Genomic DNA, 24929 nt, shown 5'->3' on the forward strand with positions numbered 1-24929 from the left:
CTAATCCTTCTCTTTTATGCAATCTCTCAATGCTGCTATCGACGCATGAAATTGCTCTGCCAATTCGCCTTTAACTCTTACAACTTCGATGTCTTCAATACTGAAATTCTCCTGTATGAAATTCTTCCAAAGCAATTCGGATTTATCCCAGTTTTGTTTATCAGTTCTTTGTTCAAGAACATCGTGCCAAATATTACCATCATAGTCCGTAAGGAAATCTTTCACATATGGCGAGACACTTGCGGCGCCAAAGAAATCAAAATGAGCTGGCACCTCATTAGGGAAGAAATTAGCGGAATTATAGACTCCGCATATTTCTTTCGAAAACATTCGATACATGATAAGACCAGTATCCCGTTTTTGCGTAAGATTATGTCCTGCTTCAGCAGAGCTGTTTTTGATTGTTTCAACAGGCCCATTCAATCTAGAAACAGCATCGACAAAATGCTGGTCAAAGGGAACCTTTTCTTCCGCATAAGCATCCATATATGAGAGCTGTTTCGCAAGATACTCACCAATCCGCAAGTTTGTATTGAATACCTCTGTTGCCAGAACCGTATATGACTTGAAGAACATGGCGAAGTCAGAGAGTTCTTTGTTGCGAATTGCTTCAGCCTCACGCCGCTCAGCGGCAGCAGCGCGGTCCTCGGCTGCATTAGCGCGTTCCTCTGCGTTATCCGCCCTTTCCTCAGCTCGTTTTGCTATCTTGCTATTACCTGAGGCGATGCACCATTGTCCGACATTACCAATCAGGGAAACTCCGGCAGCAATCAAAGCCGTTTTAAGTCCATCCGACAAATTACCGAACCAAGATGCGACATCGGAGAAGAAAGTTCCCAGATTCATCACATCTCCTCGAACTCTTGCGCCGGGATGGCGGTGTCGAACAGACCAACCTGCGCGTCGTTCTCGTGCTTGTTGAGACCGGTGTAGGTGAGGCTGTCGTCCTCGTAGCGCTTGAACTTGTATACGGCGTCGTTCATGCGGGCGCTGTTGAACACGTTGAGGCTGAGCAGCAGCTCGAAATCGTCCTTGGTCAGACCGGTGACCTTCTTGAACAGTTCCGGCTCCAGCTTGGTAATGACGTCCCTCAAGGTCTGCTCGCGGTAGTCCGTCAGATACATGAAGATCGGGATGCGCGTGGCGAACTTGATGAGCTTCTCCTGCACCTGCTTGCGAAGGCTCTTGGTCTCCTTCTCCGCGTCGCGCAGCTCTTTCTTCTCCTCCTTGGAAGGCTTCTCGTCCTTGCTCTTCATCTCCTTGATTTGCTCGGACTTGTTGATGATCTTCTCCAGATCGTCATTAAGCTTGCGGAAGCCCTCAATGCTCATCAGCGCGTCCATGGCCCGCTGGTTGTTCATCAGCTTGCGCAGGGTCAGGTCGTCGACGTTCACGAGCAGCGCGCTCTCCCAGCGCTTGGCGAGCAGCGTGGCCGAGGTGCCTGAGGCGGCCCAGTCGAGTACGTCGGTTGCGTTGACGCGCTTCATGCTGCTGCCGTCGTAGGCGAGCACTGGCAGGAAGTGGATGAACTCGCCCACGCTCTGTTCCGGCGAGATCGTCTCGTCGGGATGCAGCGAGCAGCTGTAGTCCGCGATCTGCCGCAATGCTCGGGTAGGCGCGAAGTCGAACACGTAGCACTCGCGTTTCAGGATCAGCGTCTCGTTGGGATGCAGACCGTCCGGGTTGTCGATCGTCCACGGCGACTGCACGCGGAACGCCGCTTGGAAATACGTTTCCGGGCTCTTGAGGTTACGTAGCATGAGGATGCCCGTCCACGGCTTGACGGTCACGTCCGTGGTCAACTTGCCGCACGACAGGGTGATGGTCTTCGACTCCAGCGGATCAGCCATAGACCTGCGTACAGGGCCGAGCGCATCCAGACCGATGCCGGCCTCCGCGCCCGCGCACACGTTCACCGTGTAATCGTGGTAGAACACGTTCTGCCGCTGCCTGAGTGTGTTCGCCATCGCATAGCAGGACGCGACCGAAGGCAGGAACCAGAACGTGTGCGTCAGAATGCTCATCAAACGCTTATCGGAGTACGGCATAGGAGGTTTGGATGCACCCATCTTCAGCATGTCCACCGTGGTCTCGGCGAACCCTCCACGCAGCAGGTCAAGCCACTTCTGCACCTCGCTCGGATGCTTGAACTCGGCCTGGGCGCCGTCGCCCTTCGCGGCGAAAAATTCGTTCAGGTCGAACTCGTCGAACTCGCCGCCGGATGCGATCTCGCGGATCTGATCGGGCATCTGATACGTCATCAGCACCATGCGCGGCAGCGACTCGTACGGGTTCTTCCCCTGAGCCGGCTTCCAGCGTTCCTTGGCCCGTTGTTCGTCGGAATACGTCCAGTTGAAGATCTGCTCCTCGATGAACTCGCCGTTGGCGATGGCGCGGAACGGCGTGCCCGACAGGAACAGGTACGCGCCCGTGGTGATCGGCAGGAAATCGGTGTCACCCTGCTCGAAGCTCTCGTCGATCAGCTGGGCGACCGAGTTCATGTTGTCGTTCTGTTCGCGCTTGTCCTCCTGCTCGAACAGCTCCCTCGCGCTGTCGCGCCATGCGCCGAAATGGTATTCGTCGAAGATGACGAGATCCCAATTGATCTCGTGCACCCACTCGTTCTGTGCCTTGATGCCGCCGGCCTCGTTCTTGCCCAAGTAATCCTGGAACGAGCCGAAGCACACGATCGGGCGATTCTTGTCGGCGTGCTCGTAGTCCAAGCCGCCGTTCTGCGCCGTCTCGCGGGAGATGAACTGCCACCCCTCGAAGTCCTTATGCGATTCCAAGTCCTCACGCCACGAGTTCTCCACGGCAGGCTTGAACGTCAGCACCAGCACACGCTGATAGCCCTGCGCCTTGGCGAACTCATAGCTGGTGAACGTCTTGCCGAAACGCATCTTCGCATTCCACAGGAAACGCGGCGCCTCGCCGGGATTGTCCTTCTTGAACTGCGCGAAGTACTCCTGCGTCTTCCTCACGGCACGCTGCTGCTCCGGACGCATGCCGAAGCTCTGCGTGCGCTGGGTGATGGATCCACGACGCTCGCGCACCGCCTCGATGGCGTTCTTCACGTCCTTGACCGAGCAACGGAACCACTCACCAAATTCGCAGACGAACTGCTGCGACAGCAGCTTATGCACCGCGTGGTCGTCGAAGGCCGAGCCGTCATCACGCATCGCGCTTTCTTCAAGGACGATGCGATAACTGACATGGGAAGTCCCCACCTGCTCCTTGACACGGGTTTCGGCCTCGCGATCCGTATAGCCGACCTTCAGCAGTCCTTTATGAGTGTCAGCGGCGATAGAGTATGCATAGATGGTCGGAGTGAGATCCGGACGCTCCGGGAAGAAGTTGTCAGGCATTGTCGGCTCCGTTCATCGGACGAATGCAGCTGGCGATGAAGTCCTGCTCTTCTTGGGTGATGCCATACTTCTTGTACAGCTTCTCATCAGTCCATTCCTCTTTGCAGTCCTGAATGGGCACGAAGGCATAAGCGTCACGAGTAATGTGCTGTGAGAACATGAACTGAGATACAAGGAACCGGAAGAACCTCGTCTCCATGTACCCTTTCAAGTGTTGCGCCTCTTCTTCAGTATCGAAGGCTCCGATAACCAAATAAGTCTCATTGCAGACAACTTTTGGCGGCAACACGTGAATCTTAGTGAAAACCTTGCGCATGCCGTTCTTGTCCGGGCTGCCAGCATGATCGTAAGCCGAATAAGCAGCAATGACTTTGTATTTGTTGATCCATTGACGACCATTAGTGACTTCAGTGCTGGGGAATTTGCCCTCACCCTTTTGCCAATGAAGGATAATGTCGCCTTTCTCACGCGGGCGCACATTGGTCGCGAGACCGAATGGCTTACGGCTGGACACCTGAGTGTTCATCGTCGGCTCATGCTTGGCGAGCACCTTGCGGATGATCGGGACGGCACGGCTATTGCGGACGAAGATGCTGAACTCGTCGAGATCTCGCACGCTTCGATACTTCTCGCCGTTGATGACACTGGTAACGGCGCACTGTCCGGGATTGTCGCGATCCCAGAGGAAGTAGCAGACGCCGCCGGCGAGATCCACTCCGGGGAAGCATTCGTTGGCGTTCTCGAAATCGACGATACGACGAAGCCTCTTATCAGAGAGCATGGAGGCGCGGAAATCGTTCAGCCCCTTGCCGCCACCGAACCAGCGGGACGGGATAATCATCGTGATGTACCGGGGATTCATCTTCTCGGCCTGCTCCACGAACTTCTGATAGACGGGAGCCGCGCTCTTGCCATAGCCACCGTCGCTGAGCTGGTAGGGCGGATTGCCGACGATGACATCGAACTGCATGTTCTTGAAGATCCTCTCTGGATGGTACGTGTGGATAAATTCGTAGGTATAGCTTTCGAGCGCACTGCCACGGTCATACTGCTGTTTGCTGGCCCCGCAGTACACGCAGTTCTTGCCGTCCCACGTGTGTTCGATGGCCTTGTAGCGGATGTGGCCGTCCGGATCGTCGAACAACGAGTCGATGGAGTACTTGCCGTTGGCTTTCTTCGAGCAGTACAGGGTTCGGCGGGACAGCAGCGCGGTCAGTTCGGTGATGGCGATACCCCACACCTGATAGTTCAGGATGTGGTTGATACGATCCTGCAAGTCCGGGAACTCCGGTTCCAAACCGATCAGCAGACGCCTTGTAATCTCCCGCAGGAACACACCGGTCTTGGTGAACGGGTCAAGGAACGTGACCGAACTATCCGACCAGATCTCCTCAGGCAGCAGATCCAACACCTTGTTGGCGAGTTCCGGCGGAGTGAACACCTCGTCGTTGGACAGGTTCGCCAGACATGACAACACGTCCGGGTTGTAGGACTTGTTTCCGAAATTCAGTTGGCTACTCATACTTGGCCACCTCCAAGAAACTCGTCATCGGATACTCCTTGATGGGTTTCGGGATCCTCTTACCCATTTCATCCAAATCGATTTCATCTGCCGCCATATCAAGCGTTGGCATGTCAGTCGAGACGTTCAGCAACGCGGCGAACGTGAAGTCGCGGCGCTTGACCTTGCTGCCCATCACCAGCGACCATTCGGGGAACACGATCGGCTTCCCGTCGCTCGTCGTCAACGTCAGGGCGTCGCCGCACAGGATGTTCTTCGACAACAGGTAGCGAATCGAGTCAAGCACCTCGGGGCGGCAATCGTCCTTGAACTGCTGCTCGTACGTGTCCTTGACGATGCCGTACAGGCGCTCGCGGCATTCCTCCACGTTGTCCTGCAGGATGTCCACGCCGTAAATCGACGAGACCGCCACGAACGTGTACCGCTCGTATTCGAGCTGGCTTTTGCCGTAGCGTTCGGTGACTACGGCGAGCTTGCGTCGCAGCACTTCGGACAGGAAGTTGCCGTCACCGCACGCGGGTTCGAGGAAGCGGCTGTCGATGCGTTCGGTCTCCTGCTTGACCATGTCCAGCATGGCGTTGACCTCACGCTCGTTGGTGAACACCTCGCCGTGCTCTTCGACCCGCTGTTTCGACTTGACCTGTGCTGCCACTACGGAACCTCCTTAGGATTCCATATTACGGGCCAAACGGGATGTTTCCGGGAAATACAAGAAAAGCCGGCACCCGACGCCACAAAAGGCGACGAGTGCCGGCAGCAAAACGATCAATCCGCGACATGATCCTTGCTCAGCTTGCCGCTGAACGCTTGGTTGACGAGCGTGTAGACGGCTTGGGCGACGCCGATGACGCCGGTGAGGAGATCAGCCCGGACGGCCAATACCTCGCCGTCCATGAATGCCACCGCACGCCCATCAGCCTCAAACCATTCACACCAGTCAGACGGCAACCGGCCCCGCGCTGGGATCCCGGCATCCATTTGTCGGACGAGGACGTCCGACTGTTCACCGAACTCTGGAGACGACCATTATGAGCATCATCCACCCCAAACGCCACACCCGACCCCACTCCCGCGCCGTCCATATTCCCGAGACCACGCACCACCGGCTACGCCGCGCGTACCCGGCCGCCATCCAGTTCCTGCGCCAGCCGGCGGCCGTCAGCGGGTTCGGCACCGCGGCCGGCACCACGCGCGAATGCACCTGCGGCTACAAGACCCGCAGCCCCCAACAGTTCCTCGCCCATCTAGAAGAGAAAGCCACCCTCATGCCCGTAGCCGTATACCAGTCGCCCCGGCCCGCGCGACCGTCGATGACGCACCGTCTCGTGGACACCGCCAAACAGGGCACGGTGTTCATCTGCTCGTGCGGCCACGACTACACGTCGCTGGGCCTCATGCAGGAACATGTCCGCTACGCCGACAAGATGGAGGCCGACCATGCGTGAACAACACCGGATCATCACCGAATACTCCGGCATGGGATTCCGCTGGTGGTGCTCATGCGGCTGGAACACCGACGACCGGCAGCAGCTCCACCAGCATCACGGCGTGAAGGCGGCACGACCATGACCCGGTACTGTGCGAACAGGGACGGCAACCATACGGGAGAGCTCAACGTGTGCGCTCCCTGCGCCAGACGGTTCCGTGAAGCGCTCGCCTCGATCATGGTGGACACGCCCGCGCTGCTGCTGATCGCCAACCGGCAGGCCGGCACCGGCGAAAACGACCACACCGGCATACGCGGCAGGTCGGCGCACGCGCCGTTGCTGCTGCACGAGCAGGCGTGGGAACTGCACTGCCGGGCGGAGCAGCTGGTGCGGCTCGCGGCGCTGCAATGCGGCTGCCCGCCCGCAGTCCGACGCACCGCCGGCATACCGGAGCTCGCACGCGGCATCCTCAAAGACGACCGGCCGCTGCTCGCCGCGCCGGACGCCCGCTTATGGTGGCGCGACGTCGTTGACATGGCCGGCAAGGTCAACCGCGCCGTGGATCCGCCACAGACGCGGGTGGCGTTCGGCGCATGCCCGTTCTGCACGAACGGCGTCGTCTGGGGCGAACCACGCGCCCACATGGGCGCATGCCGCTCCTGCGGCGCCGAGGTGAACCGCACCTACGTGCCCGACCGGCTGCTCGACCGGCTCGCCAAGTCGGACAGGAAGGGTACGCCCAAGCAGCTGAGCGACCAATGCGCGAAGGCCGGCATACGACTGCCCGCCGCGACCATCCGCACATGGATCCACCAAAAACGCCTCACGCCCGACCCACACGGGTATGTCACACTGCGCGACATCGTGCCATTGCTACGTGACCGGGCACGGTGAAAAACAAGAAAACGGCCCCGTCCTCCATCATAGGAGAGCGGGGCCGTTTTATGGAGAAGTTGTGAAAAGTCGCCTTGGAAGAGCCGGGAAAGTCGCCGGGCGACCGCTTGAAAATGGCTTGATTTGAGGCGTGTCGCGTGGTCGTCGTGTCTGGTCGTGTCCGAAAATCGTGTCTGAATCGTGTCTGGAGGGCCAAAAGAGGGGGTTCGGACGATAACGAAAAAGCCCGGAATCGTTGAAATTCCGGGCTTTCTGGTCGGACCAGCGGGATTTGAACCCGCGACCCCTTGACCCCCAGTCAAGTGCGCTACCAAGCTGCGCTATGGTCCGATGTCGCTTGCGCAACGAGTAGATAATATACCTATCTAAGCCAGTCCTGTCAAAATTAATACGCTCTACGGCGTGTCTTATCTGACGCCGCCGCATCTGGCATGACGGCAACGGCAGCGATGACACCACCACGGCGCATCACCGGCCACAATGGAATCGCCCAGAAGGTATCTTTTCGATCGTTTGATTTCGATGCCGGGGACCATTCCTGAACTCATCATATGGAGCAGCCCGGATATGACGCATACAGCGGTGGCCGGCATCAACATGATACCGGCCACCGCGGCAATCAACCCGCCTCCAAGCCGGAGGCCGTACGGGCGACGCCTACTTGCGCCGCTTCTTCTCTCGGATGTTCACCGAAATCTGGATCGGTGTTCCCTCGAAACCGAACTCCTCCCGCAGACTGCGTTCGATGAAACGACGGTAGCCGTGCTCAAGGAACCCGGTGGCGAAGATAACGAACCGCGGTGGACGATTCGACGCCTGGGTGGCGAACAGGATACGCGGCTGTTTGCCGCCACGCAACGGATGCGGATGCGCCGCCTGGATCTGGCCGAGGAAGGCGTTGAGCTTGCCGGTGGGAATGCGCTTGTCCCAGGACGCCAGAGCGGACCGCATCGCGCCCGCAAGACGGTTGGTGTGCCAGCCGGTCTTCGCGGAGAGGTTCACTCGCTGGGCCCATGTGACCCGGTTGAACTCCGTGGCCCACAGACGTTCGATGCGCTGGCGGCCGAAATCGTCAAGCAGATCCCACTTGTTGAACACCAGCACGATGGCACGTCCAGCATCCACCGCCTGACTCATGACCTTGAGATCCTGGTCGGCGATGGGCTGGGACACGTCGAACAGGACCAGTGCCAGCTCCGAACGCTCCAATGCAGCCTGAGTGCGCAAAGAGGAATAGTATTCGGCGCCGGACAGCTTGTGCAGACGGCGTTTGATGCCGGCCGTATCGATGAACAGCCAGTCCTCCCCGTCGATGGTCACCACCTCGTCCACGGGGTCGCGCGTCGTGCCGGCCAGATCGTTGACCACGGCACGGGTCTCCCCCGCCATCTGGTTCAGCAGCGACGACTTCCCCACGTTGGGCCGGCCCACCAAGGCGATACGTCGCAGATCGGTCGGCGTAAGCAGACCGGATGTCTTCTCCGCCTTCCTGAGCTTGTCCAACGACTCGTCCAGCAGGTCGCCGATGCCGCGGCCATGCATGGCGGAGATGGAGAACGGTTCGCCGAGTCCGAGCTTCCAGAATTCGGCCGCCTGATATTCGTCGGCCTGCGAGTCGATCTTGTTCACGGCGAGCGTGACGGGCTTGCCGGACTGACGCAGCATCTTCACGATGCGTTCGTCGCTGGCGGTGAGCCCCACCGTACCGTCCACCACAAGCACCACGGCGTCAGCGAGCTGCACGGCTATCTCGGCCTGGTTGGCGATGGACGACTCGATGCCTTCCACATCGGCTTCCCATCCACCGGTGTCGACCAGCTTGAAATCGGTTCCCGCCCATTCGGCGTCATAGCTCACACGGTCACGGGTGACACCCGGCGTGTCCTCGACGACGGCGGCGCGTCGGCCGAGGATGCGGTTCACCAGCGTGGATTTGCCCACGTTGGGCCGGCCCACCACGGCCAGCACGCCAACGGCCCTGGATTGCGATTCATTCTGCGGCGTATCGAAGGCGCCGTCCACGAGACGCTTGTCCTCGGCGTCGAGATCGTACTCGGTGAGGTTGGCCGCATACTGTTCGTAGGCCTGTGTTTCCATGGCGTCCTCGACCATGCGGATCAGCACGTCGAGGGTCTCGGAGAAGTCCATATCGGAATTGTCGACCGTAGTTACGCCCTCGGCCGCCGACATGAAGCTCGTCACCTTGGAATCGGCCTTGTCGCGGGCGGCCACGTTGTCTGCGCCCACCTGCGAGGTGTTGCTCTGGCCGGTGCGTCGCGCCTGACGCACGTCCTCGCGGGCGGTGAGCAGAATACGCACCTCGGCATCCGGTTCCACGACGGTGGTGGTGTCACGTCCCTCCGCGACGATTCCCGCCCCGCGAGAGAACGAATTCCCGTCCGCCTCGCGCGCGATGTAGGCACGCTGGGCGGCTATGAGCAGATTCCTCACCGGCATGATGGACGACACGACGGACACATGCGACGAGACCTCGCGGGAACGGATGGCCTCGCCGATGCTTTCACCGTCCGACGTCACGTCGGGATGCTCAGGATCGACGGAGATGTCGAAATGATCCTCGGTGAAGAACCGTCCGACGGTGTCGACGATGCGGTCGGCGTCGGGTTGCTCCGCATCGAGATCGATCCCCTGGTTGAGGCACCACCATGTGGCAGCGCGGTACATCGCGCCGGTGTCGAGATAGGCGAAACCGAAATACGTGGCCAGGGCCTTCGACGTCGACGACTTGCCGACGCCGGCGGGACCGTCAATGGCGACTCGGATCACAGTCCGACCTCCTTCTCCAGCGACTTCACCTCGACCGGGGACAGCACACGGTATGAGCCCGGCTTGAGCTCGCCCAGCTTGATCGGTCCAATCTGCGTGCGCACAAGACGCTTCACGGGGAACCCGATGGAGCCGAAGATGCGGCGGACGATGCGGTTGCGGCCGGAATGCAGGACCACGCGCACCATCGTATATTCACGGTTCTGGTCAAGGATCGAGCATTTGTCGAGCTTCACCCAGCCGTCGTCCAGCTTGACGCCGGTCCGTACGAGACGACGGCACACGTTGCCGCCGAGACGACCCTCCACCGTGGCGATGTACGTCTTCGCCACCTCGTACTTGGGATGCATGACGTGCTGCGACAGTTCGCCGTCGTCTGTCATGAGGATGAGGCCCTCCGAATCGTAATCCAGACGGCCCATGTGGAACACGCGCTCGTATTTGTCGCCGATGATGTCGCGGAGCGTCCAGCGCCCCTTCGGATCGCTCATGGTGGACAGCACACGCTTGGGCTTGTTCAGCGCAAGCGTCACGTGATGGTCGTTGATGTGGACGCGTGAACCGTCGACCAGGATCTTCTGGCTCTTCGGATCGACGCGGGTGCCCAACGTGGTCACCAGCTCCCCGTCGACCTCGACACGTCCTTCGGTGATGATCTCCTCGCACTTGCGGCGTGAGCCGTAACCGGCCTGCGCAAGTATCTTCTGCAGACGGATTCCCTCGGAGGCGGTGTTGTCTTCTGTGTTCATGGTTGAATGCTGCTCTGGCATCGTTCTCCCAACGTGGCCTTTCATATAACTAGTACTCAACTGATCGTTGACTGTATCGATTGATGGTGATTGATATTCAATTGGAATATGACCGCTGCGCTCTCTGAGGATTCCCAGCGAATCATAACGTTGTTATTCTAACCGGACGCCTGAACGACTGGTACTATGTGAGACGTTTGCAAGGACCAACTACTGCAAGAACCAATCAGAAGGACGATAATGTCAGAGACACAAACGATTCCGGAACGGACATGCCATCCGTATGCGTTGAGCCCGTCCCCGGTCATCCGCACGCTCGCCGAGTTCGCGGGCACCTTCCTCGTCTGCTTCGCGATCTACGCGGCCGGCTCGTACGGCATGATCATCTACGGTGCCAACGCGCTGTTCTTCGCCTTCGTCGCGGGGCTGGCGTATGCGGCCGTCACCGTGGTGTTCGCGAGATTCTCCGGAGGGCACTTCAACCCCGCGGTCACGCTGGCCGCGGTGCTGACGTCGAAGACCTCCTGGCTTGACGGCATCCTCTATCTTGTGGCCCAGCTCCTGGGCGCGACGGCGGCAGGCTTCCTCGCAGTGAACATGCTGCCCACCGCCAAGAACGTCGCGCTGTCGATCTGGCTGGGACCGGCGGTCAACGGATACGGCGAGGGATCCCCGTCGAACAGCGTCCTGAGCCAGGCCGGCGTGACGTTCGGCTTCAATACCGCCCTGATCGTGGAGGTCGCGATGTCGCTTCTGGTGGTGGCCGCCACGTTCGTCACGCTTCGCGACGACGGATCCCCCATGCATTCCCATACATCTGCCGTGGCGATCTCCTACGGGGCGGCCACCGCGGTCGCCTATCCGATCACGGGTGCGGGGCTCAACCCCGTTCGTTCCACCGGCATCGCCCTGTTCGCCCATGGCCAGAATCTGACGGTCGACCCGTTCAGCCAGCTGTGGCTGTTCTGGGCATGTCCGCTGCTGGCCGGAGCCATCGTGGCGTTGGCGTCCCTTGCGTTCCCCGCATTGAACCGTGCGATGATCGGGAAAGCCGGGAATGCGACCACGGAATCCGATACGGAATCCATCGCGGAATCCGGTACGCAAGACACCACAGGCGGATTGCAGACCGTTGACCTCGATGACAAGAACGATGACAACACCGGAATCGAATCCGATCAGGAGCAGCGTTCTTCCGAAGAACGACAGCCGGAGGACGCCGCGGCACCGACCGATGACGATACCGTCAACGAGCCCTCTTCGACCGAAGACGGCGTTTCGGAAGCCTCCGACGCCGAACCGACATCGGACAAACGATAGACGGACTCAGGGAAACAACGAGGGGGGGGTCGGGTATTTCATCCTGATTTATTTAACCGACCCCCCTCGTTTGCGTTTCTTCCCGTCGCAACGAGAACGTCGAGACAAAACTACAGCAGCATGATGCTCGCATATGTGGCCAGCAGGCCGATGCCGAGCGCAAAGCCGAAGAAACAGTCGAACCCTATGGAACGAACCTTCCACGGGCTTTTCTCGCGCAGCACCAACCGGACCGCGGCGGAGACGATGGCGGCGGCGGCCAGGACCGACGTCGCCCAGAATATCTGGCCGCAGACGGCCAAAACCGCCGACAATCCCACACATGCGGCGACGCCCCATTCATATACGGGCTTGCCTTCATGCGCCTCCGAGACATGCGGCGGTTTCGGCTCCTGCGGCCTGACGCGTTTCCGTACACGCATCGACATGCGTCCGATCAGTGGAAGAAATGACGGGTGCCGGTGACGTACATGGTCACATCGGCCTTGCGGGCCGCCTCGAACACTTCCTCGTCACGGATGGACCCGCCGGGCTGCACGATGGCCTTGACGCCGGCGTTGATGAGAATCTCGGCGCCATCGGCGAACGGGAAGAACGCGTCGGATGCGGCCACGGCCCCATTGGTGCGGTTCGCTCCGTCGGCCAGCGTGTTCGCGCGGTCGACGGCGAGGTGGCAGGAGTCCACTCGATTGACCTGCCCCATGCCAATGCCGACCGTGGCCTCGTCATGGGCGACCAGGATGGCGTTGGACTTCACGCAGCGGATGGCACGCCATGCGAACACGAGGTCCTTGAGCGTGGCGGCATCGGCAGGCTCCCCGGAGACCAGCTTCCATGCGTTCGGATCGTCGCCCACGGCGTTGATGAGGTCGGTGGACTGCACGAGCAGGCCTCCGTCGATCTGGCGGATCTGACGCTTGCTGCGCGGCGGCTCGCTGACCTTGAGGATGCGCAGGTTCTTCTTCTTGGTCTGTAGCAGTTCGAGCGCCTCGGGCTCATAGTCGGGGGCGACGATGACCTCGGTGAAGATGGGACGGACGTTCTGCGCCATCTCCAGCGTCACGGTGGAGTTCGCGGCGATGACGCCGCCGTAGGCGCTCATCGGATCGCAGGCATGGGCCTTCTTGTGCGCTTCGGCCACAGTGGCGCCGATGGCAAGGCCGCACGGGTTGTTGTGCTTGACCACGGCGACGGCGATTTCGGGTGCGAAATCCCAGACGGCGCGCCACGCGGCGTCCGCATCGACATAGTTGTTGTAGCTCATCGGCTTGCCGCCGAGCTGTTCGGCATGGGCGAAGCCGTGCTGGTTCAGCGGATCGAGATACAGGGCCGCCTGCTGGTGCGGGTTCTCGCCGTAGCGAAGCACATGTGTACGGTCCCAGGTCTCCGTGAACGTCACGGGGAAGAGCTTCTCATCGATGTTCGCGTCCTCGTTCTCCGCCGAATCCGCGACGTCGGCGGAGAAACTCTCCGGCTTCGGCCACTGGCGACGGGCCCATTCGATGATGGTGGCGTCATAGGCGGCGGTATGCGCGAAGGCCTTGGCCGCAAGATAACGTCGCTCCTCCAGCGTGAAACCGGTGCCGTTCTCGATGCGCCGCGCGACGAGGACGTAGTCCGTGGGATCGGTGACGACGGCGACCGTGGCGCTGTTCTTTGCCGCGCCACGGACCATGGAGGGGCCGCCGATGTCGATCTTCTCGATGGTGTCGGCCTCGTTCGCCCCGGAACGGACGGTGTCGGCAAACGGATAGAGATTGACGACGACAAGGTCGAACGGCTTGATGCCCAGCTCCTTGAGCTGGGCCTCGTGCTCCGGGTTCGTCATGTCGGCGAGAATGCCGGCGTGAATGTGCGGGTCAAGCGTCTTCACACGTCCGTCAAGGCTCTCGGGGAATCCGGTGACCTTTTCCACGGGGGTGACGTCCACTCCCAGCTCCGCAAGCTTCACCGCGGTGGAGCCGGTGGACACGACCTCGGTTCCGGCCTCGACGAACGCCTTGGCCAGAACCTCGATGCCCTCCTTGTGGAACACTGACACCAGTGCACGCTTAATGGGTCGTGTGGTGCTTGACATTACCTGTCCTCCTTGGTTGTCGGATGATGGCTTTCCGAAGCGATGCTACGGGAAGTTCTTGGTTTTACTGTAGAGGCACCGCCGGATTCCTGCGACTCCCGGCGGGAGGATTCGCCCGATGCCATGCGGCGCGGCCTGGCGTCCGCCGCCCCATCGCGGTCAGTGACTCCGTCGTCCTTGCCGTTCCTGCGCAGCTGCAGGACCGCGAAGCGCAGGCACGAGATGACCGCCGTCAGAAGCCATGCGGCGAGGAATCCGATGGCGGACGGACGAACGACGGCCTGCGTGGACGAGGCCACGGCCACTCCCACATGGGCGAGCCGCTCCCGTCCCAGGGATCCGTTCGACAACAGGAACATCACCGGTACCACCAGGCTGATGACGATGCAGGATATGCAGAGGGACACGGCGGGGAAACCGAACCGTCGGACGGTATCCCATGACAGGAGCCTTCCTCCGGACCCGATGCCGAGCATGTCGAATCTGCCGGGTGACATCATCGGCCATATGGATGCGATCATCGCGATCAGGCAGGGCAGCAGCATGAGCGTGACGCGAATCGGACCGTCCTGCACCGCTTCGGGGAATATGCCGAACACAGGCACCGGGGGCATCGCCTGACTCTGATCCGCCCAAAGCGAGAACGTCGCCGTCCCCCCCACAGCGAATCCTCCCCCGCAGACCCATGAAAGCGCCCATAACGCACAGTTCGGCAGCCATATGAGGCATGCGATCGTGGTCATGACGGCGGAACCGGTGTCCATGCCGACGAGTGGGAACATATCGTTCACCGTACCGGCGTTGACCACGCACCAGACCACGGTGACGAGCAACCCGACGAGCAGCAGGCCAAGGACCATAAGCGCCCCGACGAACAATCCGGTTCCGATCGCCCGGCGCCATTCGGGACTGACGAACGTCCAGTTGCGCAGTCCGGTGCGGTCGGCCAGCTCGGTGTCGGGCAGCCATGCAAGCAGGTATCCTATGCTGAACACAAGCAGGGATCTGAGGACCGCGGCGGTCGACGTGCCAACAACGGTGACGGAAAGCGTGGACAACATCCACAGATGCAACGCGGCCCACAGCACGGCCCCGGAACAGTATCCGATGAGCGAGCAACCGAAGCGCGAGGAAACGGCCCTTACGAGGATGATGAGCAGCAGACTGAGTCCGAGCGGGATGAGTGTGAGATGAATCGTCTGGAAATCGACGCCGGTGCCTTCGGAAAGCAGTATGACCGATTTGGTGATTTCCATCGTGTAATCGGTGAGGCCCTGACCACCCTCCTCCATTGAGATGATCAGGAGCATCAGGGCGTTGAAACACATCAACGCGATGGTGTATAGCGCCAGGGACAGGGCCGATGCGCCCAGCCCCCGGCGCAGGTTCCTCAGATGGGGACTCATCGGATGCCGCGCGCCGCCATGATCTCACGCATGATGTCGGCGGTCTGCCCCGGGGTTCGTCCCACGCGGATGCCGACGGCCTCCAAGGCCTCCTTCTTCTCCTTCGCCGTGCCTTTGCCTCCGGACACGATGGCACCGGCATGGCCCATCTGCTTGCCTTCGGGGGCGGTGAAGCCGGCGATATACGCCACCAGCGGCTTCTTCATATGGTCCTTGGCCCATTCGGCGACCTCCTGTTCGGCGCTGCCACCGATCTCGCCGATCATGACGACGGCCTTGGTCGCATCATCGTCGTTGAACGCCTGCACGGCTTCCAGCAGGGTGGTGCCGACGATGGGGTCCCCTCCTGCCCCGAGCGCCGCGGTGAAGCCGAAGTCCGCGAGTTCTCCCATCAGCTGGTAGGTCAGGGTTCCGGACTTGGAAACCAGTCCCAGCGGTCCCCGGGGAACGATGCCGTCGGGGATGATGCCCAGATTGACGCCCTTCCTGTCAGGCGCGGAGCCAAACGTGACAAGACCGGGGCAATTCGGGCCGATGATTCGTGCCCCGTGCTTCCTGGCGAGGGCAACGAAATACGCGGAATCGGCCACCGGTATGCCTTCGGTGATGACGACGATCAGTGTGATGCCCGCCTCGATGGCCTCGACGACGGCGGATTTGGCGAAACGCGGCGGAACGAACACCACGCTTGCCGTGGCGCCGGTGGCCTCCCTGGCCTCCAGGCACGTCCCGTATACGGTGATGTCGGCAGTGGTTCCGTCGGACAGCTTGAACGGTACCGAGGTCCCCGCCTTGCGGGGGTTCACGCCGCCGACGATGTTGGTGCCCGCATTGAGCATGCGCGCCGTGTGCGTCATTCCCTGATGGCCCGTCATGCCCTGGACGATGACCGGAGCGCCGTCTTCGATGAATAGCGTCATCGTGCTTCTCCCTTCATGGCGTTGGCCGCCAGCTTCGCCGCCGTGGATGCGGCACCCTCCATGGTCTGCGCGACCTGGATATGCGGGTTGTCCGCCTCGGCGAGGATCCGCAGACCCTCCTTCGCCTTGTTGCCGTCGAAACGCACCACGATGGGGCGGATGTTGTTCATCGAGGCGATCGCCTCAAGGATGCCGTTGGCCACGTCCTCGCAGGAGGTGATGCCGCCATATACATTGATGAACACCGAGCGGACCTTGTCGTCGGACAGCACGATCTCAAGGCTTTCCGCCATGACCGCCGCAGAGGCGCCGCCGCCGATGTCGAGGAAGTTCGCCGGCTTCACACCGCTTCCCTGGGCTTCGCCAGCACCGGCGACCGCGTCCAGGGAGCTCATGACGAGGCCTGCGCCGTTGCCGATGATGCCCACCTGCCCGTCGAGGTGCACGTAATGCAGGCCGAGGGCACGGGCCTTGTTCTCCAGAGGATCGCCCTCGGTGGGGTCGGCGAAACGTTTCCAGCCGTCATGGCGGTATGCGGCGTTGTCGTCGAGGGAGATCTTGGCGTCAAGGGCGCACAGCGACTTCGAGGATTCATCGTCGGGATCGCCTATCTTGGCAAGGGGGTTGATCTCCACAAGCGTGGCGTCGGTGTTGTGGAACGCCCGCCACATCTTCAGCAGAATCTCGGCGGCCTGATCGCCGTCTGCATGATAGAAGCCGATCTGCCCGGCCATATGCTTGGCCGCGGCGAAATCGAAATCCTCAAGAGGGTCGATATGCAGGCGCTTGACGGACTCGGGATGCGCCTTGGCGATCTCCTCGACCTCCGTTCCCCCGTTGGCGGTCGCCAGCACATCGTAGTCGCGTGACGTACGGTCGACGGAGATGGAGACATAGTATTCGTGGATGATGTTCTTCGCCTCGGCCACCAGGACGCCATTGACCTTATGACCATGGATGGTCATAGGGAACAGCTGTTCGGAGAAAAGAATCGCCTCATCGAGGTCATGAGCCAACTTGACGCCGCCCGCCTGTCCGCGGTGGCCGATCTTCACCTGCGCCTTGATGACGCAGGGGAAGCCGATTTGTTTTGCGGCCTCGGCCACGTCGTGAGAATTCTGCGCGTAGATTGCGCGAGGAGTCGGGATATCGGCCTCTTCGAGCAGTTCGCGGGCTTGATGTTCATACAGATCCATCAGAACTGTTCCCCTTGTTTCCTTTCATTGTGAATACGACGACAAATCTTATCCGTTCAGGCGGGCATGGTCAGCAGCGAGGACCGCCTGCACCGTTCGATGGCATCCGGAGTCGGGATGCCGGTGAGCTCCATCACGAAGCTGAATCCCGCCACGACGGCCCCATGCCCTTCGATGAGCTTCTGTGCGGCGACCGCCGTTCCCCCGGTGGCGATGAGGTCGTCGACGACGAGAACGCGTTCCCCCGGTCTGATGGCCTCGTCCTCGATTTCAATCGCCGCGGTCCCGTATTCGAGGGAGTACTCCATACGTTTCGTGGGAGGGGGCAGCTTGCCCGCCTTGCGAATGGCGACGAAGCCCTTGCCCAGACGCACCGCAAGGGGGGCGCCGATCAGGAAGCCCCTGGATTCCAGACCGGCGATCGCGTCGAAATCGTCCACGGACACCGGCAGTGCTTTGGCGAGTGCGTCGATGAGGATGGAAAGGCCCTTGGCGTCCGCGAGGACCGGCATGAAATCCCTGAAGTTGATGCCCTCTTTGGGGAATCCCGGGATGGTGCGAATAAGGGAAAGCAGGTAATTCGCATTGTCCTGTCCGACGACCGACAGCTGTTTGATGGTGATGTCCGATGTCATTTGCCCCACCTCTGATGGTATGTGCGTCCGGCATCGATGACAATGCCGGACGCCGCGTATCGGTGCCTAGCCACGGCCGATACGCGGCGTTTTGCCGATTGGTTACTTGGTCGGCTCGTCTGTCTTGTTCTCGTTCTTGCCTGCGTCGGACTCTTCGCCGGTCTGGGCCTCTTCATTCTGATCCGCGGCTTCTGCGGCGGTCTCGGTTTCGCCCGACTGCTCGGAGGCCTTGGCGTCGGCGTCCGGGGAGGACGTCTCGTCGGCCTTGGATTCGGCTTCTACGGCCTGTTCCTTCTCGAACTCCTCGTCGGAGACGTAGTTCGGCACCACCGGGGGTTCGGTGATGGCCTGGATGCGCCAGCGGCTCAGCGACCCCTCGGAATTGACGACCACCTGATCGATGTCCAGATCGACCTCCTCGATGGTGCCGATCAGACCGGAGTAGGTGGCCACGCTATCGCCCTTCTTCAGATTGGAGCGGAAGTCCTCGACCTTGCCCTTCTGCTTCTTGGACTGGCGGGACTGGTACCACATCATGCCACCGATTACGACGATGATGGCGATGAGCATCATGGTGTTGCTGTTACCACCCATAATGTTTTGATCTCCTTTGCAGGTTAGTCTTGACGTTCCCCCATGGTGCGAGACCTTGTGGAACCAACCTAATCAGGCTAAAACAGCATGTTGACATCATCCGGGGGATTCATGCCCAGATGCTCCCATGCGCGTGACGTCGCCACACGACCCTTGGGGGTGCGCACGAGGAAGCCCTCACGGACGAGGTATGGTTCGCATACGGTCTCGACGGTCTCTGACTCCTCCCCCACCATGGCGGCCAGGTTGTTCAGCCCCACGGGGCCGCCGTTGAAGCTGCCGCAGATGGCGCGAAGCACGGCGATGTCGAGGCGGTCAAGGCCTTCGACGTCGATTTGGTAGAGGTCGAGGGCCTGTTCGACGGCCTCCACATCCACATGGTCGAGATCATGGACGACCGCCCAGTCCCGCACACGGCGAAGCAGCCGGTTCGCGATTCGCGGCGTCCCGCGGGACCTGCGCGCGAGCTGGTCGGCGGCGTCCTCGTCGATATGCACGTTCAGCACCACCGACGATCTGAGGATGAGCTTGCGCATCTCGTCCCGCGGATAGAAATCAAGGTGCGCGGTGAAGCCGAAGCGGGCCCGCAGCGGCGAAGGAAGCATTCCCTCGCGCGTGGTCGCGCCGACCACGGTGAACCGTGGAAGCGTCAGCGGGATGGAGGAGGCGCCCGGCCCCTTGCCCACCACCACATCGACGCGGAAATCCTCCATGGCTATATACAGCAGTTCCTCGGCGGCGCGCGGAAGCCGGTGGATTTCGTCGATGAACAGCACCTCTCCCTCCTCAAGGGAGCTGAGGATGGAAGCAAGATCGCCGGCGTGCTGAATCGCCGGTCCGGAGGTGATGCGAATCGGCGATTCCAGTTCGTTGGCGACGATCATCGCCAACGTGGTCTTGCCAAGGCCCGGAGGCCCTGCAAGAAGGATATGGTCCGGCGGCACCCCGCGCTTCTGCGCGGCATCGAGAAACAGCTTCATCTGGGCCTTGAGCCGCGGCTGGCCAATGAACTCGTCCAGCCCGGAGGGCCTCAGCTCCTCGTCGCTGACCTGTTCCGAACCTATGGGGGACGCGGAGACCATGCGTAGGGACTCCTCCCTGGCGCCCTCGTTCGGCTGTGGCGGCATGGCGTCATCGATATCCTGCACTGTCATCGTCACCTTCCCCTATCCATGGATGCGAGCGTGGCCTTGAGCAGACGAGGGACATCGGCCTCGGAGACCGGACCCTCATGATGGTCCTTCTTCAGTTCCCTCCGTACCGCCTGCACCGCATCTCGTTGCTGCCAGCCGAGGGAGACGAGCGCCTCCACGATCTGCTCGGTGCCGGCGTCGCCCTGTTCCTCGACGCCGACGTCGGCATCAAGCTCGTCGAAGTCGATGGACCCCTTGAGTTCGAGGATGATCTTCTGGGCGCCCTTCTTGCCCAATCCCGGGGATTTGGCGAGGGCCGTGACGTCGCCGTTGGCGACCGCCGTCAGCAGGCGCTTCGGCCCCAACGTCGACACTATGGACAACGCCACCTTCGGGCCGATGCCACTCACCTTCTGCAGACTGAGGAACAGGTCCTTTGCCGTGGATGACAGGAATCCATACAGGGCGATGGCGTCCTGGGACACGTTCATTGTGGTGAGCACCGTCACCTGCTGGCCGATATGCATGGCGGCCAGATCCGACGACGGCATTCGTACCTCATATCCCACTCCGGACACCTCGATAATCGCCGCGTCCTTCGCCACGGCGGCGACCATGCCGTTCAGGCTGGCAATCATGTAGCACCTCCATCATCACACATGATGTCGAACATCTGTTCGATATTGTAGCCGAAGACTTCTACATGCCGCGACGCAGCCCGCGGCCATGCGCCTGATGGGCGGCCTGCGCCCATTGGCGCTGCGCCTTCGTAAGATGCTGTTCGCGTTCCCCGCCCTGCAACGCCCCGGACGGCCGGAGCGCATGGCATATGGCCAGTGCCAGCGCGTCGGCGGCATCGGCGGGGGTCGGCATCGTATTGAGATTGAGGATGCGGGTGACCATGCGTTCCACCTGAATCTTCTGCGCCTGCCCGTTTCCCGTGATGGCGAGCTTTGCCTCGGTCGGCGTATGCAGGGCCACGGGGATGGTCCGTTGGGCCGCGGCCAGCATGGCGACACCGGCCGCCTGGGCCGTGCCCAGCACCGTGTTGCGGTTGGACTGGGCGAACACACGTTCGATGGAAACGGCGTCCGGCGAGAACTCGTCGAGCTTCGCGCAAAGTCCGTTGTATATCCTCAGCAGGCGCAGGTCCTGCGATTCATGCGGATCGGAGCGTACGACATCGACGTGGATAAAGGAAAGCCGGCGATATGCGCCGGCTTCCACTACGCCGACTCCGCACCGCGTCAGTCCGGGGTCGACTCCAAGAATGATCATGAACCGCTGTCAGTCCTCGGCTTCCAGCTGCGCCATGATCTCATCGGTGGCCTTCCACGTGCTGTAGACGTTCTGCACGTCGTCGAGGTCGTCGAGGTTGTCGATGAGTCTGGAGACCTTGCGGGCGCCGTCGATGTCGAGTTCGACCTCGTTCATGGCGACCATGGCGTTCTCCGCGGAATCGTAGTCGATTCCGGCATCCTGCAGCGCGGTGCGGACCGCGACCAGATCGCTCGGGTTCGTGGTGACGGTGTAGATGTCGCCGTCCTCGGTCACGTCCTCGGCACCGGCCTCGGCGGCCACTTCGAAGACCTTGTCGTAGTCGACTCCTTCGGAGGGGACCTCGATGATGCCCTTGCGCTCGAAGTTGAAGCTCACGGAACCGTTCTCGGCGAGGGAGCCGCCGCCCTTGGTCAGAGTGGAGCGCACGTCGGCCGCGGCGCGGTTGCGATTGTCGGTCAGGCATTCGATGATGAGGCCGACGCCGCCGGGGGCGTAGCCCTCGTACACGATGTCCTCGTAGTTGGCGCCACCGGCTTCGGCACCGGATCCACGGTTGATGGCGCGCTTGATGTTATCGGCCGGCATGGAGTTCTTGCGTGCCTTGGTGATGGCATCGTACAGAGCCGGGTTGCCGTCGGGGTCCCCGCCTCCGAGACGCGCCGCGATTTCGATGTTCTTGCCGAGCTTGGCGAAGAGCTTGCCACGCTTGGCGTCGATTGCCGCCTTCTTGTGCTTAGTGGTGGCCCACTTGGAATGTCCTGACATGACTCTCCTAGATGTTCGATTGCGTTAAACAGGTTGATTTTATGAGGTCACACCGACATTTGCGGTGTGACCTCCATGGCGGCGCGGCCTCGGGACGGCCGCGCAAAGCCGGTCTCAGGCCTCGGTGGCGGCGTTGAAGTCGTCGACGCTGTTGACCTGGACCCGCTTGGCGATGACCTTGAGGATCTTGTCCTTGGCCTCATCCACCGGCACGCCGTTGAGCTGGCTGCCGTCCCGGAAGCGGAAGCTCACCGCGTCCTTGTTCATGTCGTCCTCGCCCACGATGAGGGTGAACGGAACCTTGGACTTGGAGGCGTTGCGGATCTTCTTGCCGAAACGGTCGTCGGAGAAGTCGATCTCGCAGCGCACCATGTTGTCCTCCAGCTCATGGATGAACTGCTCCAGATGGGGGGCGAACTCGTCGGCCACGGGAATTCCCGTCACCTGCACGGGGGCGAGCCATGCCGGGAAGGCTCCGGCGTAATGCTCAAGCAGGATGGCAAAGAAGCGTTCGATGGAGCCGAACAGCGCGCGGTGGATCATCACCGGACGCTGGTGCGTGCCGTCCTTCGCGATGTATTCGAGCTTGAACCGCTCGGGCAGGTTGAAGTCCAGCTGAATCGTGGAGACCTGCCAGGTACGGCCGATGGCGTCGCGGGCCTGCACGGAGATCTTCGGTCCGTAGAACGCGGCGCCGCCCGGATCGGCCACGAGTTCGAGACCGGATTCCTTGGCCACCTCGGCGAGCGTGTTCGTCGCCTCCTCCCAGATTTCGTCGGAACCGACGAACTTGTGCTCGTCCTTGGTGGACAGCTCCAGATAGAAGTCGTTGAGTCCGAAGTCCTTGAGCAGGCCGAGCACGAAGTTCAGCAGGCTCTTGAGCTCGTCCTTCATCTGCTCACGGGTGCAGTAGATGTGGGAGTCGTCCTGCGTGAGGCCGCGGACGCGGGTCAGGCCATGGACCTCGCCGGACTTCTCGTAGCGGTAAACGGTGCCGAACTCGAAGAGCCGCAGCGGAAGCTCCTTGTAGCTGCGCTGACGGGACTTGAAGATGAGGTTGTGCATCGGGCAGTTCATCGGCTTGAGGTAGTAGTCGAAGCCCTGCTTGGTGATGTTGCCGTCCTCGTCGCGCTCCTCGTCGAGGCGCATCGGCGGGTACATGCCGTCCTTGTACCACTGCAGATGGCCGGAGGTCTCATACAGCCCTCCCTTGGTGATGTGCGGGGTCTGCACGAAGCTGTAGTGATGCCTGCGGTGCTGTTCGCGGGAGTAGTCCTCCATGGCGTTGATGATGGCGGCACCCTTGGGATGGAACACGGCAAGACCGGGCCCGATCTCATCCGGGAAGGAGAACAGGTCCATCTCCTGTCCGAGCTTGCGGTGATCGCGCTTGGCGGCCTCCTCAAGCTTCGCCTGATAGTCCTTGAGATCCTCCTTGGTGAAGAACGCCACGCCGTAGATGCGCTGCAGCATGGGGTTCTTCTCGCTGCCACGCCAGTAGGCGGCGGCGCTGCGTTCGAGCTTGAACGCCTTGATGAAGCGGGTGTTGGGCAGATGCGGCCCACGGCACAGGTCCTTCCACACCACGTTGCCGTCACGGTCCACGTTGTCGTAGAAGCTCAGCTCGGATTCGCCCACCTCGGTGGCCGCCTCCGGGTCGAGGTGCGCCTCCTTGTCCTTGATCAGCTCGATCTTGTAGGGCTGGTCCTTCTCCTCTTCGAGGGCCTCGTCCTCGGTCACCACGCGGCGGCGGAAGGTCTGCGAGGACTTGATGATGCGCTGCATGCGCTTCTCGATGTCCTTGAGGTCGGCGGGGGTGAACGGCTCGTCCACGTCGAAATCATAGTAGAAGCCGTTCTTGATCACCGGTCCGATGCCGAGCTTGGCATCGGGACGAATCTGCTGCACCGCCTGCGCCATCACATGGGTGGCGGAGTGGCGCATGATGGCCAGTCCGTCCTCGCTGTCGAGGGCGATGGGATCGACCTTGTCGCCGTCGTGCAACGGGGTGTACAGATCACGGGGCTCGCCGTTGAGACGAACGGCGATGATGTTCTTGTCGTCGGAGAACAGTTCGACTCCCGTGGTCGTCGCTTCCACCTCCTTCGCCTCATCGTTGACTGTAATGGAGATGGTAGCTTGCGCCATGGTATGTCCTTTGCTATCGGGGGTCCGCGTTACTAATGTGCAGGCCTGGACTGAACTTGACGATGCAAGCGTAAGCGCTGACGACGACAAGGTCAAATGAAAGGGCGACGAATCGGACGGCCGTATTCCGACGATCGGAACGCCGTTGCGATACGGGAAACCACGAGGCAATGCAAAACGGGTTCAGGGGCCGAAACGTGGCGGAAATAACAAAAGCCGCTCCGAAGAACGGCAATGGAGCGGACAACGGGACTCGAACCCGCGGTCTCGACCTTGGCAAGGTCGCGCTTTACCAACTAAGCTATGTCCGCACGACTGCCGGCGTGAGAACCGGCATGGTGGGTGATGCAGGAATCGAACCTGCGACCCCTTCCGTGTGAAGGAAGTGCGCTAGCCGCTGCGCCAATCACCCGAATACATTCATCGGTCATCCTCGATAAAGAGGACAGAGTGGGCGATACAAGATTCGAACTTGTGACCCCTTCCGTGTCAGGGAAGTGCGCTACCTCTGCGCCAACCGCCCGATGAAAAGAGGTGGGTACGAGAGTCGAACTCGTCTATACGGCTTTGCAGGCCGCTGCCTAACCGCTTGGCTAACCCACCACACGGTCCTTGCTATGGACACGAGCGGACAACGGGACTCGAACCCGCGGTCTCGACCTTGGCAAGGTCGCGCTTTACCAACTAAGCTATGTCCGCATAGTTCTCAC

At 61.1% G+C, this 24929-nt stretch carries 23 protein-coding genes and 6 tRNA genes; 4 read left to right on the top strand and 25 right to left on the bottom strand.

The features are described 5' to 3' along the window. From DF200_RS10610 to DF200_RS10740, 5 genes are all read right to left on the bottom strand, one after another. Positions 1 to 846 carry a hypothetical protein gene (locus DF200_RS10610; RefSeq protein WP_146191967.1) on the bottom strand — a complete coding sequence of 282 codons (846 nt, stop codon included), beginning with the start codon at positions 844 to 846 and terminating at the stop codon, positions 1 to 3. Next, positions 846 to 3365 carry a GIY-YIG nuclease family protein gene (locus DF200_RS00410; protein WP_109136333.1) on the bottom strand — a complete coding sequence of 840 codons (2520 nt, stop codon included), beginning with the start codon at positions 3363 to 3365 and terminating at the stop codon, positions 846 to 848. The genes DF200_RS10610 and DF200_RS00410 overlap by 1 nt, the downstream gene beginning before the upstream one ends. Then, on the bottom strand, positions 3358 to 4887 hold the full coding sequence (locus DF200_RS00415; protein ID WP_109136334.1) for an Eco57I restriction-modification methylase domain-containing protein: 1530 nt from the start codon (positions 4885 to 4887) through the stop codon (positions 3358 to 3360). The genes DF200_RS00410 and DF200_RS00415 overlap by 8 nt, the downstream gene beginning before the upstream one ends. Continuing rightward, entirely contained in the window at positions 4880 to 5539 is a 660-nt protein-coding gene (locus DF200_RS00420) for a restriction endonuclease subunit M (protein ID WP_109136335.1), read from the bottom strand. Before DF200_RS00420 ends, DF200_RS00415 begins: the two co-directional genes overlap by 8 nt. 113 nt (positions 5540 to 5652) lie before the next feature. Further along, positions 5653 to 5790 (bottom strand): hypothetical protein, encoded by a 138-nt coding sequence (locus DF200_RS10740; RefSeq protein ID WP_158275732.1) that lies wholly within the window; start codon positions 5788 to 5790, stop codon positions 5653 to 5655. Positions 5791 to 5915: 125 nt separating this feature from the next. Between DF200_RS10740 and DF200_RS00425 the strand changes: the two genes are divergently transcribed. The 3 genes from DF200_RS00425 to DF200_RS11045 are packed head-to-tail and all read left to right on the top strand — an operon-like array spanning position 5916 to position 7208. After that, complete coding sequence (locus DF200_RS00425; protein ID WP_109136336.1) at positions 5916 to 6332, top strand: hypothetical protein; 417 nt, start codon at positions 5916 to 5918, stop codon at positions 6330 to 6332. After that, positions 6325 to 6456 (top strand): hypothetical protein, encoded by a 132-nt coding sequence (locus DF200_RS11205; protein WP_277724765.1) that lies wholly within the window; start codon positions 6325 to 6327, stop codon positions 6454 to 6456. Before DF200_RS00425 ends, DF200_RS11205 begins: the two co-directional genes overlap by 8 nt. Further along, on the top strand, positions 6453 to 7208 hold the full coding sequence (locus tag DF200_RS11045) for a hypothetical protein (protein ID WP_241520055.1): 756 nt from the start codon (positions 6453 to 6455) through the stop codon (positions 7206 to 7208). The genes DF200_RS11205 and DF200_RS11045 overlap by 4 nt, the downstream gene beginning before the upstream one ends. Before the next feature lie 253 nt (positions 7209 to 7461). Here the strand turns inward: DF200_RS11045 and DF200_RS00435 are convergent. The 3 genes from DF200_RS00435 to DF200_RS00445 form a co-directional block, all read right to left on the bottom strand. After that, positions 7462 to 7538: transfer RNA gene (locus tag DF200_RS00435), tRNA-Pro, on the bottom strand. 327 nt (positions 7539 to 7865) lie between these two features. Beyond that, positions 7866 to 9995, bottom strand: coding sequence for a bifunctional cytidylate kinase/GTPase Der (der, locus tag DF200_RS00440; protein ID WP_109136337.1), 2130 nt, complete (start codon positions 9993 to 9995; stop codon positions 7866 to 7868). Beyond that, a complete protein-coding gene (locus DF200_RS00445; RefSeq protein WP_338323266.1) occupies positions 9992 to 10744 on the bottom strand; it encodes a pseudouridine synthase in 753 nt (250 codons plus the stop codon). The genes der and DF200_RS00445 overlap by 4 nt, the downstream gene beginning before the upstream one ends. A gap of 240 nt (positions 10745 to 10984) precedes the next feature. On the opposite strand from DF200_RS00445, the gene DF200_RS00450 reads away from it, so the two are divergent. Beyond that, the gene (locus tag DF200_RS00450) at positions 10985 to 12064 is read left to right on the top strand and encodes an MIP/aquaporin family protein (RefSeq protein ID WP_109136339.1); all 1080 of its coding nucleotides are present in this window, start codon (positions 10985 to 10987) and stop codon (positions 12062 to 12064) included. 110 nt (positions 12065 to 12174) lie between these two features. Here DF200_RS00450 and DF200_RS00455 read toward each other — a convergent pair whose 3' ends face one another. The 17 genes from DF200_RS00455 to DF200_RS00535 all read right to left on the bottom strand — a co-directional run bounded on the left by DF200_RS00455 (position 12175) and on the right by DF200_RS00535 (position 24918). Next, complete coding sequence (locus DF200_RS00455; protein WP_241520056.1) at positions 12175 to 12492, bottom strand: DUF3017 domain-containing protein; 318 nt, start codon at positions 12490 to 12492, stop codon at positions 12175 to 12177. 8 nt (positions 12493 to 12500) lie between these two features. Beyond that, positions 12501 to 14141 carry a bifunctional phosphoribosylaminoimidazolecarboxamide formyltransferase/IMP cyclohydrolase gene (gene purH / locus DF200_RS00460; protein WP_109136340.1) on the bottom strand — a complete coding sequence of 547 codons (1641 nt, stop codon included), beginning with the start codon at positions 14139 to 14141 and terminating at the stop codon, positions 12501 to 12503. After that, a complete protein-coding gene (locus DF200_RS00465; protein WP_109136341.1) occupies positions 14141 to 15547 on the bottom strand; it encodes a cell division protein PerM in 1407 nt (468 codons plus the stop codon). The genes purH and DF200_RS00465 overlap by 1 nt, the downstream gene beginning before the upstream one ends. After that, positions 15544 to 16467 (bottom strand): succinate--CoA ligase subunit alpha, encoded by a 924-nt coding sequence (gene sucD / locus DF200_RS00470; protein ID WP_109136342.1) that lies wholly within the window; start codon positions 16465 to 16467, stop codon positions 15544 to 15546. Before sucD ends, DF200_RS00465 begins: the two co-directional genes overlap by 4 nt. Continuing rightward, the gene (sucC, locus tag DF200_RS00475) at positions 16464 to 17663 is read right to left on the bottom strand and encodes an ADP-forming succinate--CoA ligase subunit beta (protein ID WP_109136343.1); all 1200 of its coding nucleotides are present in this window, start codon (positions 17661 to 17663) and stop codon (positions 16464 to 16466) included. Before sucC ends, sucD begins: the two co-directional genes overlap by 4 nt. 56 nt (positions 17664 to 17719) lie before the next feature. Then, positions 17720 to 18298, bottom strand: coding sequence for an adenine phosphoribosyltransferase (locus DF200_RS00480; protein WP_109136344.1), 579 nt, complete (start codon positions 18296 to 18298; stop codon positions 17720 to 17722). 102 nt (positions 18299 to 18400) lie between these two features. Then, the gene (locus DF200_RS00485) at positions 18401 to 18892 is read right to left on the bottom strand and encodes a preprotein translocase subunit YajC (protein ID WP_109136345.1); all 492 of its coding nucleotides are present in this window, start codon (positions 18890 to 18892) and stop codon (positions 18401 to 18403) included. 77 nt (positions 18893 to 18969) lie between these two features. After that, positions 18970 to 20046: a Holliday junction branch migration DNA helicase RuvB gene (gene ruvB, locus DF200_RS00490; protein WP_241520057.1), complete on the bottom strand. Its 1077-nt coding sequence runs from the start codon at positions 20044 to 20046 to the stop codon at positions 18970 to 18972. Positions 20047 to 20048: 2 nt separating this feature from the next. Then, on the bottom strand, positions 20049 to 20663 hold the full coding sequence (gene ruvA, locus DF200_RS00495; protein ID WP_109136346.1) for a Holliday junction branch migration protein RuvA: 615 nt from the start codon (positions 20661 to 20663) through the stop codon (positions 20049 to 20051). 61 nt (positions 20664 to 20724) lie between these two features. Next, positions 20725 to 21303: a crossover junction endodeoxyribonuclease RuvC gene (ruvC, locus tag DF200_RS00500; protein ID WP_109136347.1), complete on the bottom strand. Its 579-nt coding sequence runs from the start codon at positions 21301 to 21303 to the stop codon at positions 20725 to 20727. Positions 21304 to 21312: 9 nt separating this feature from the next. Then, entirely contained in the window at positions 21313 to 22071 is a 759-nt protein-coding gene (locus DF200_RS00505) for a YebC/PmpR family DNA-binding transcriptional regulator (RefSeq protein WP_109136348.1), read from the bottom strand. 114 nt (positions 22072 to 22185) lie between these two features. Continuing rightward, complete coding sequence (gene thrS, locus DF200_RS00510) at positions 22186 to 24219, bottom strand: threonine--tRNA ligase (RefSeq protein ID WP_109136349.1); 2034 nt, start codon at positions 24217 to 24219, stop codon at positions 22186 to 22188. Positions 24220 to 24454: 235 nt separating this feature from the next. After that, a tRNA-Gly gene (locus tag DF200_RS00515) sits at positions 24455 to 24530 on the bottom strand. Between the two features lie 25 nt (positions 24531 to 24555). After that, a tRNA-Val gene (locus tag DF200_RS00520) sits at positions 24556 to 24631 on the bottom strand. Between the two features lie 39 nt (positions 24632 to 24670). After that, a tRNA-Val gene (locus DF200_RS00525) sits at positions 24671 to 24742 on the bottom strand. Between the two features lie 9 nt (positions 24743 to 24751). Then, positions 24752 to 24822: transfer RNA gene (locus DF200_RS00530), tRNA-Cys, on the bottom strand. A gap of 23 nt (positions 24823 to 24845) precedes the next feature. After that, positions 24846 to 24918: transfer RNA gene (locus DF200_RS00535), tRNA-Gly, on the bottom strand. Positions 24919 to 24929 lie beyond the last annotated feature (11 nt).

It is taken from the genome of Bifidobacterium catulorum (assembly GCF_003129925.1).
In the GTDB taxonomy this organism is placed as follows: domain Bacteria; phylum Actinomycetota; class Actinomycetes; order Actinomycetales; family Bifidobacteriaceae; genus Galliscardovia; species Galliscardovia catulorum.

Coding starts and splice junctions, on each gene's coding strand:
- sucD (WP_109136342.1), bottom strand. CDS start 16,467: ATGACGCTATTCATCGAAGACGGCGCTCCGGTCATCGTCCAGGGCATG.
- purH (WP_109136340.1), bottom strand. CDS start 14,141: ATGTCAAGCACCACACGACCCATTAAGCGTGCACTGGTGTCAGTGTTC.
- thrS (WP_109136349.1), bottom strand. CDS start 24,219: ATGGCGCAAGCTACCATCTCCATTACAGTCAACGATGAGGCGAAGGAG.
- DF200_RS11205 (WP_277724765.1), top strand. CDS start 6,325: ATGCGTGAACAACACCGGATCATCACCGAATACTCCGGCATGGGATTC.
- DF200_RS00480 (WP_109136344.1), bottom strand. CDS start 18,298: ATGACATCGGACATCACCATCAAACAGCTGTCGGTCGTCGGACAGGAC.
- DF200_RS00455 (WP_241520056.1), bottom strand. CDS start 12,492: ATGTCGATGCGTGTACGGAAACGCGTCAGGCCGCAGGAGCCGAAACCG.
- DF200_RS00445 (WP_338323266.1), bottom strand. CDS start 10,744: ATGAACACAGAAGACAACACCGCCTCCGAGGGAATCCGTCTGCAGAAG.
- DF200_RS11045 (WP_241520055.1), top strand. CDS start 6,453: ATGACCCGGTACTGTGCGAACAGGGACGGCAACCATACGGGAGAGCTC.
- DF200_RS00410 (WP_109136333.1), bottom strand. CDS start 3,365: ATGCCTGACAACTTCTTCCCGGAGCGTCCGGATCTCACTCCGACCATC.
- ruvA (WP_109136346.1), bottom strand. CDS start 20,663: ATGATTGCCAGCCTGAACGGCATGGTCGCCGCCGTGGCGAAGGACGCG.
- DF200_RS10610 (WP_146191967.1), bottom strand. CDS start 846: ATGAATCTGGGAACTTTCTTCTCCGATGTCGCATCTTGGTTCGGTAAT.
- ruvB (WP_241520057.1), bottom strand. CDS start 20,046: ATGACAGTGCAGGATATCGATGACGCCATGCCGCCACAGCCGAACGAG.
- ruvC (WP_109136347.1), bottom strand. CDS start 21,303: ATGATCATTCTTGGAGTCGACCCCGGACTGACGCGGTGCGGAGTCGGC.
- DF200_RS00425 (WP_109136336.1), top strand. CDS start 5,916: ATGAGCATCATCCACCCCAAACGCCACACCCGACCCCACTCCCGCGCC.
- DF200_RS00450 (WP_109136339.1), top strand. CDS start 10,985: ATGTCAGAGACACAAACGATTCCGGAACGGACATGCCATCCGTATGCG.
- sucC (WP_109136343.1), bottom strand. CDS start 17,663: ATGGATCTGTATGAACATCAAGCCCGCGAACTGCTCGAAGAGGCCGAT.
- DF200_RS00485 (WP_109136345.1), bottom strand. CDS start 18,892: ATGGGTGGTAACAGCAACACCATGATGCTCATCGCCATCATCGTCGTA.
- DF200_RS00465 (WP_109136341.1), bottom strand. CDS start 15,547: ATGAGTCCCCATCTGAGGAACCTGCGCCGGGGGCTGGGCGCATCGGCC.
- DF200_RS00415 (WP_109136334.1), bottom strand. CDS start 4,887: ATGAGTAGCCAACTGAATTTCGGAAACAAGTCCTACAACCCGGACGTG.
- DF200_RS00505 (WP_109136348.1), bottom strand. CDS start 22,071: ATGTCAGGACATTCCAAGTGGGCCACCACTAAGCACAAGAAGGCGGCA.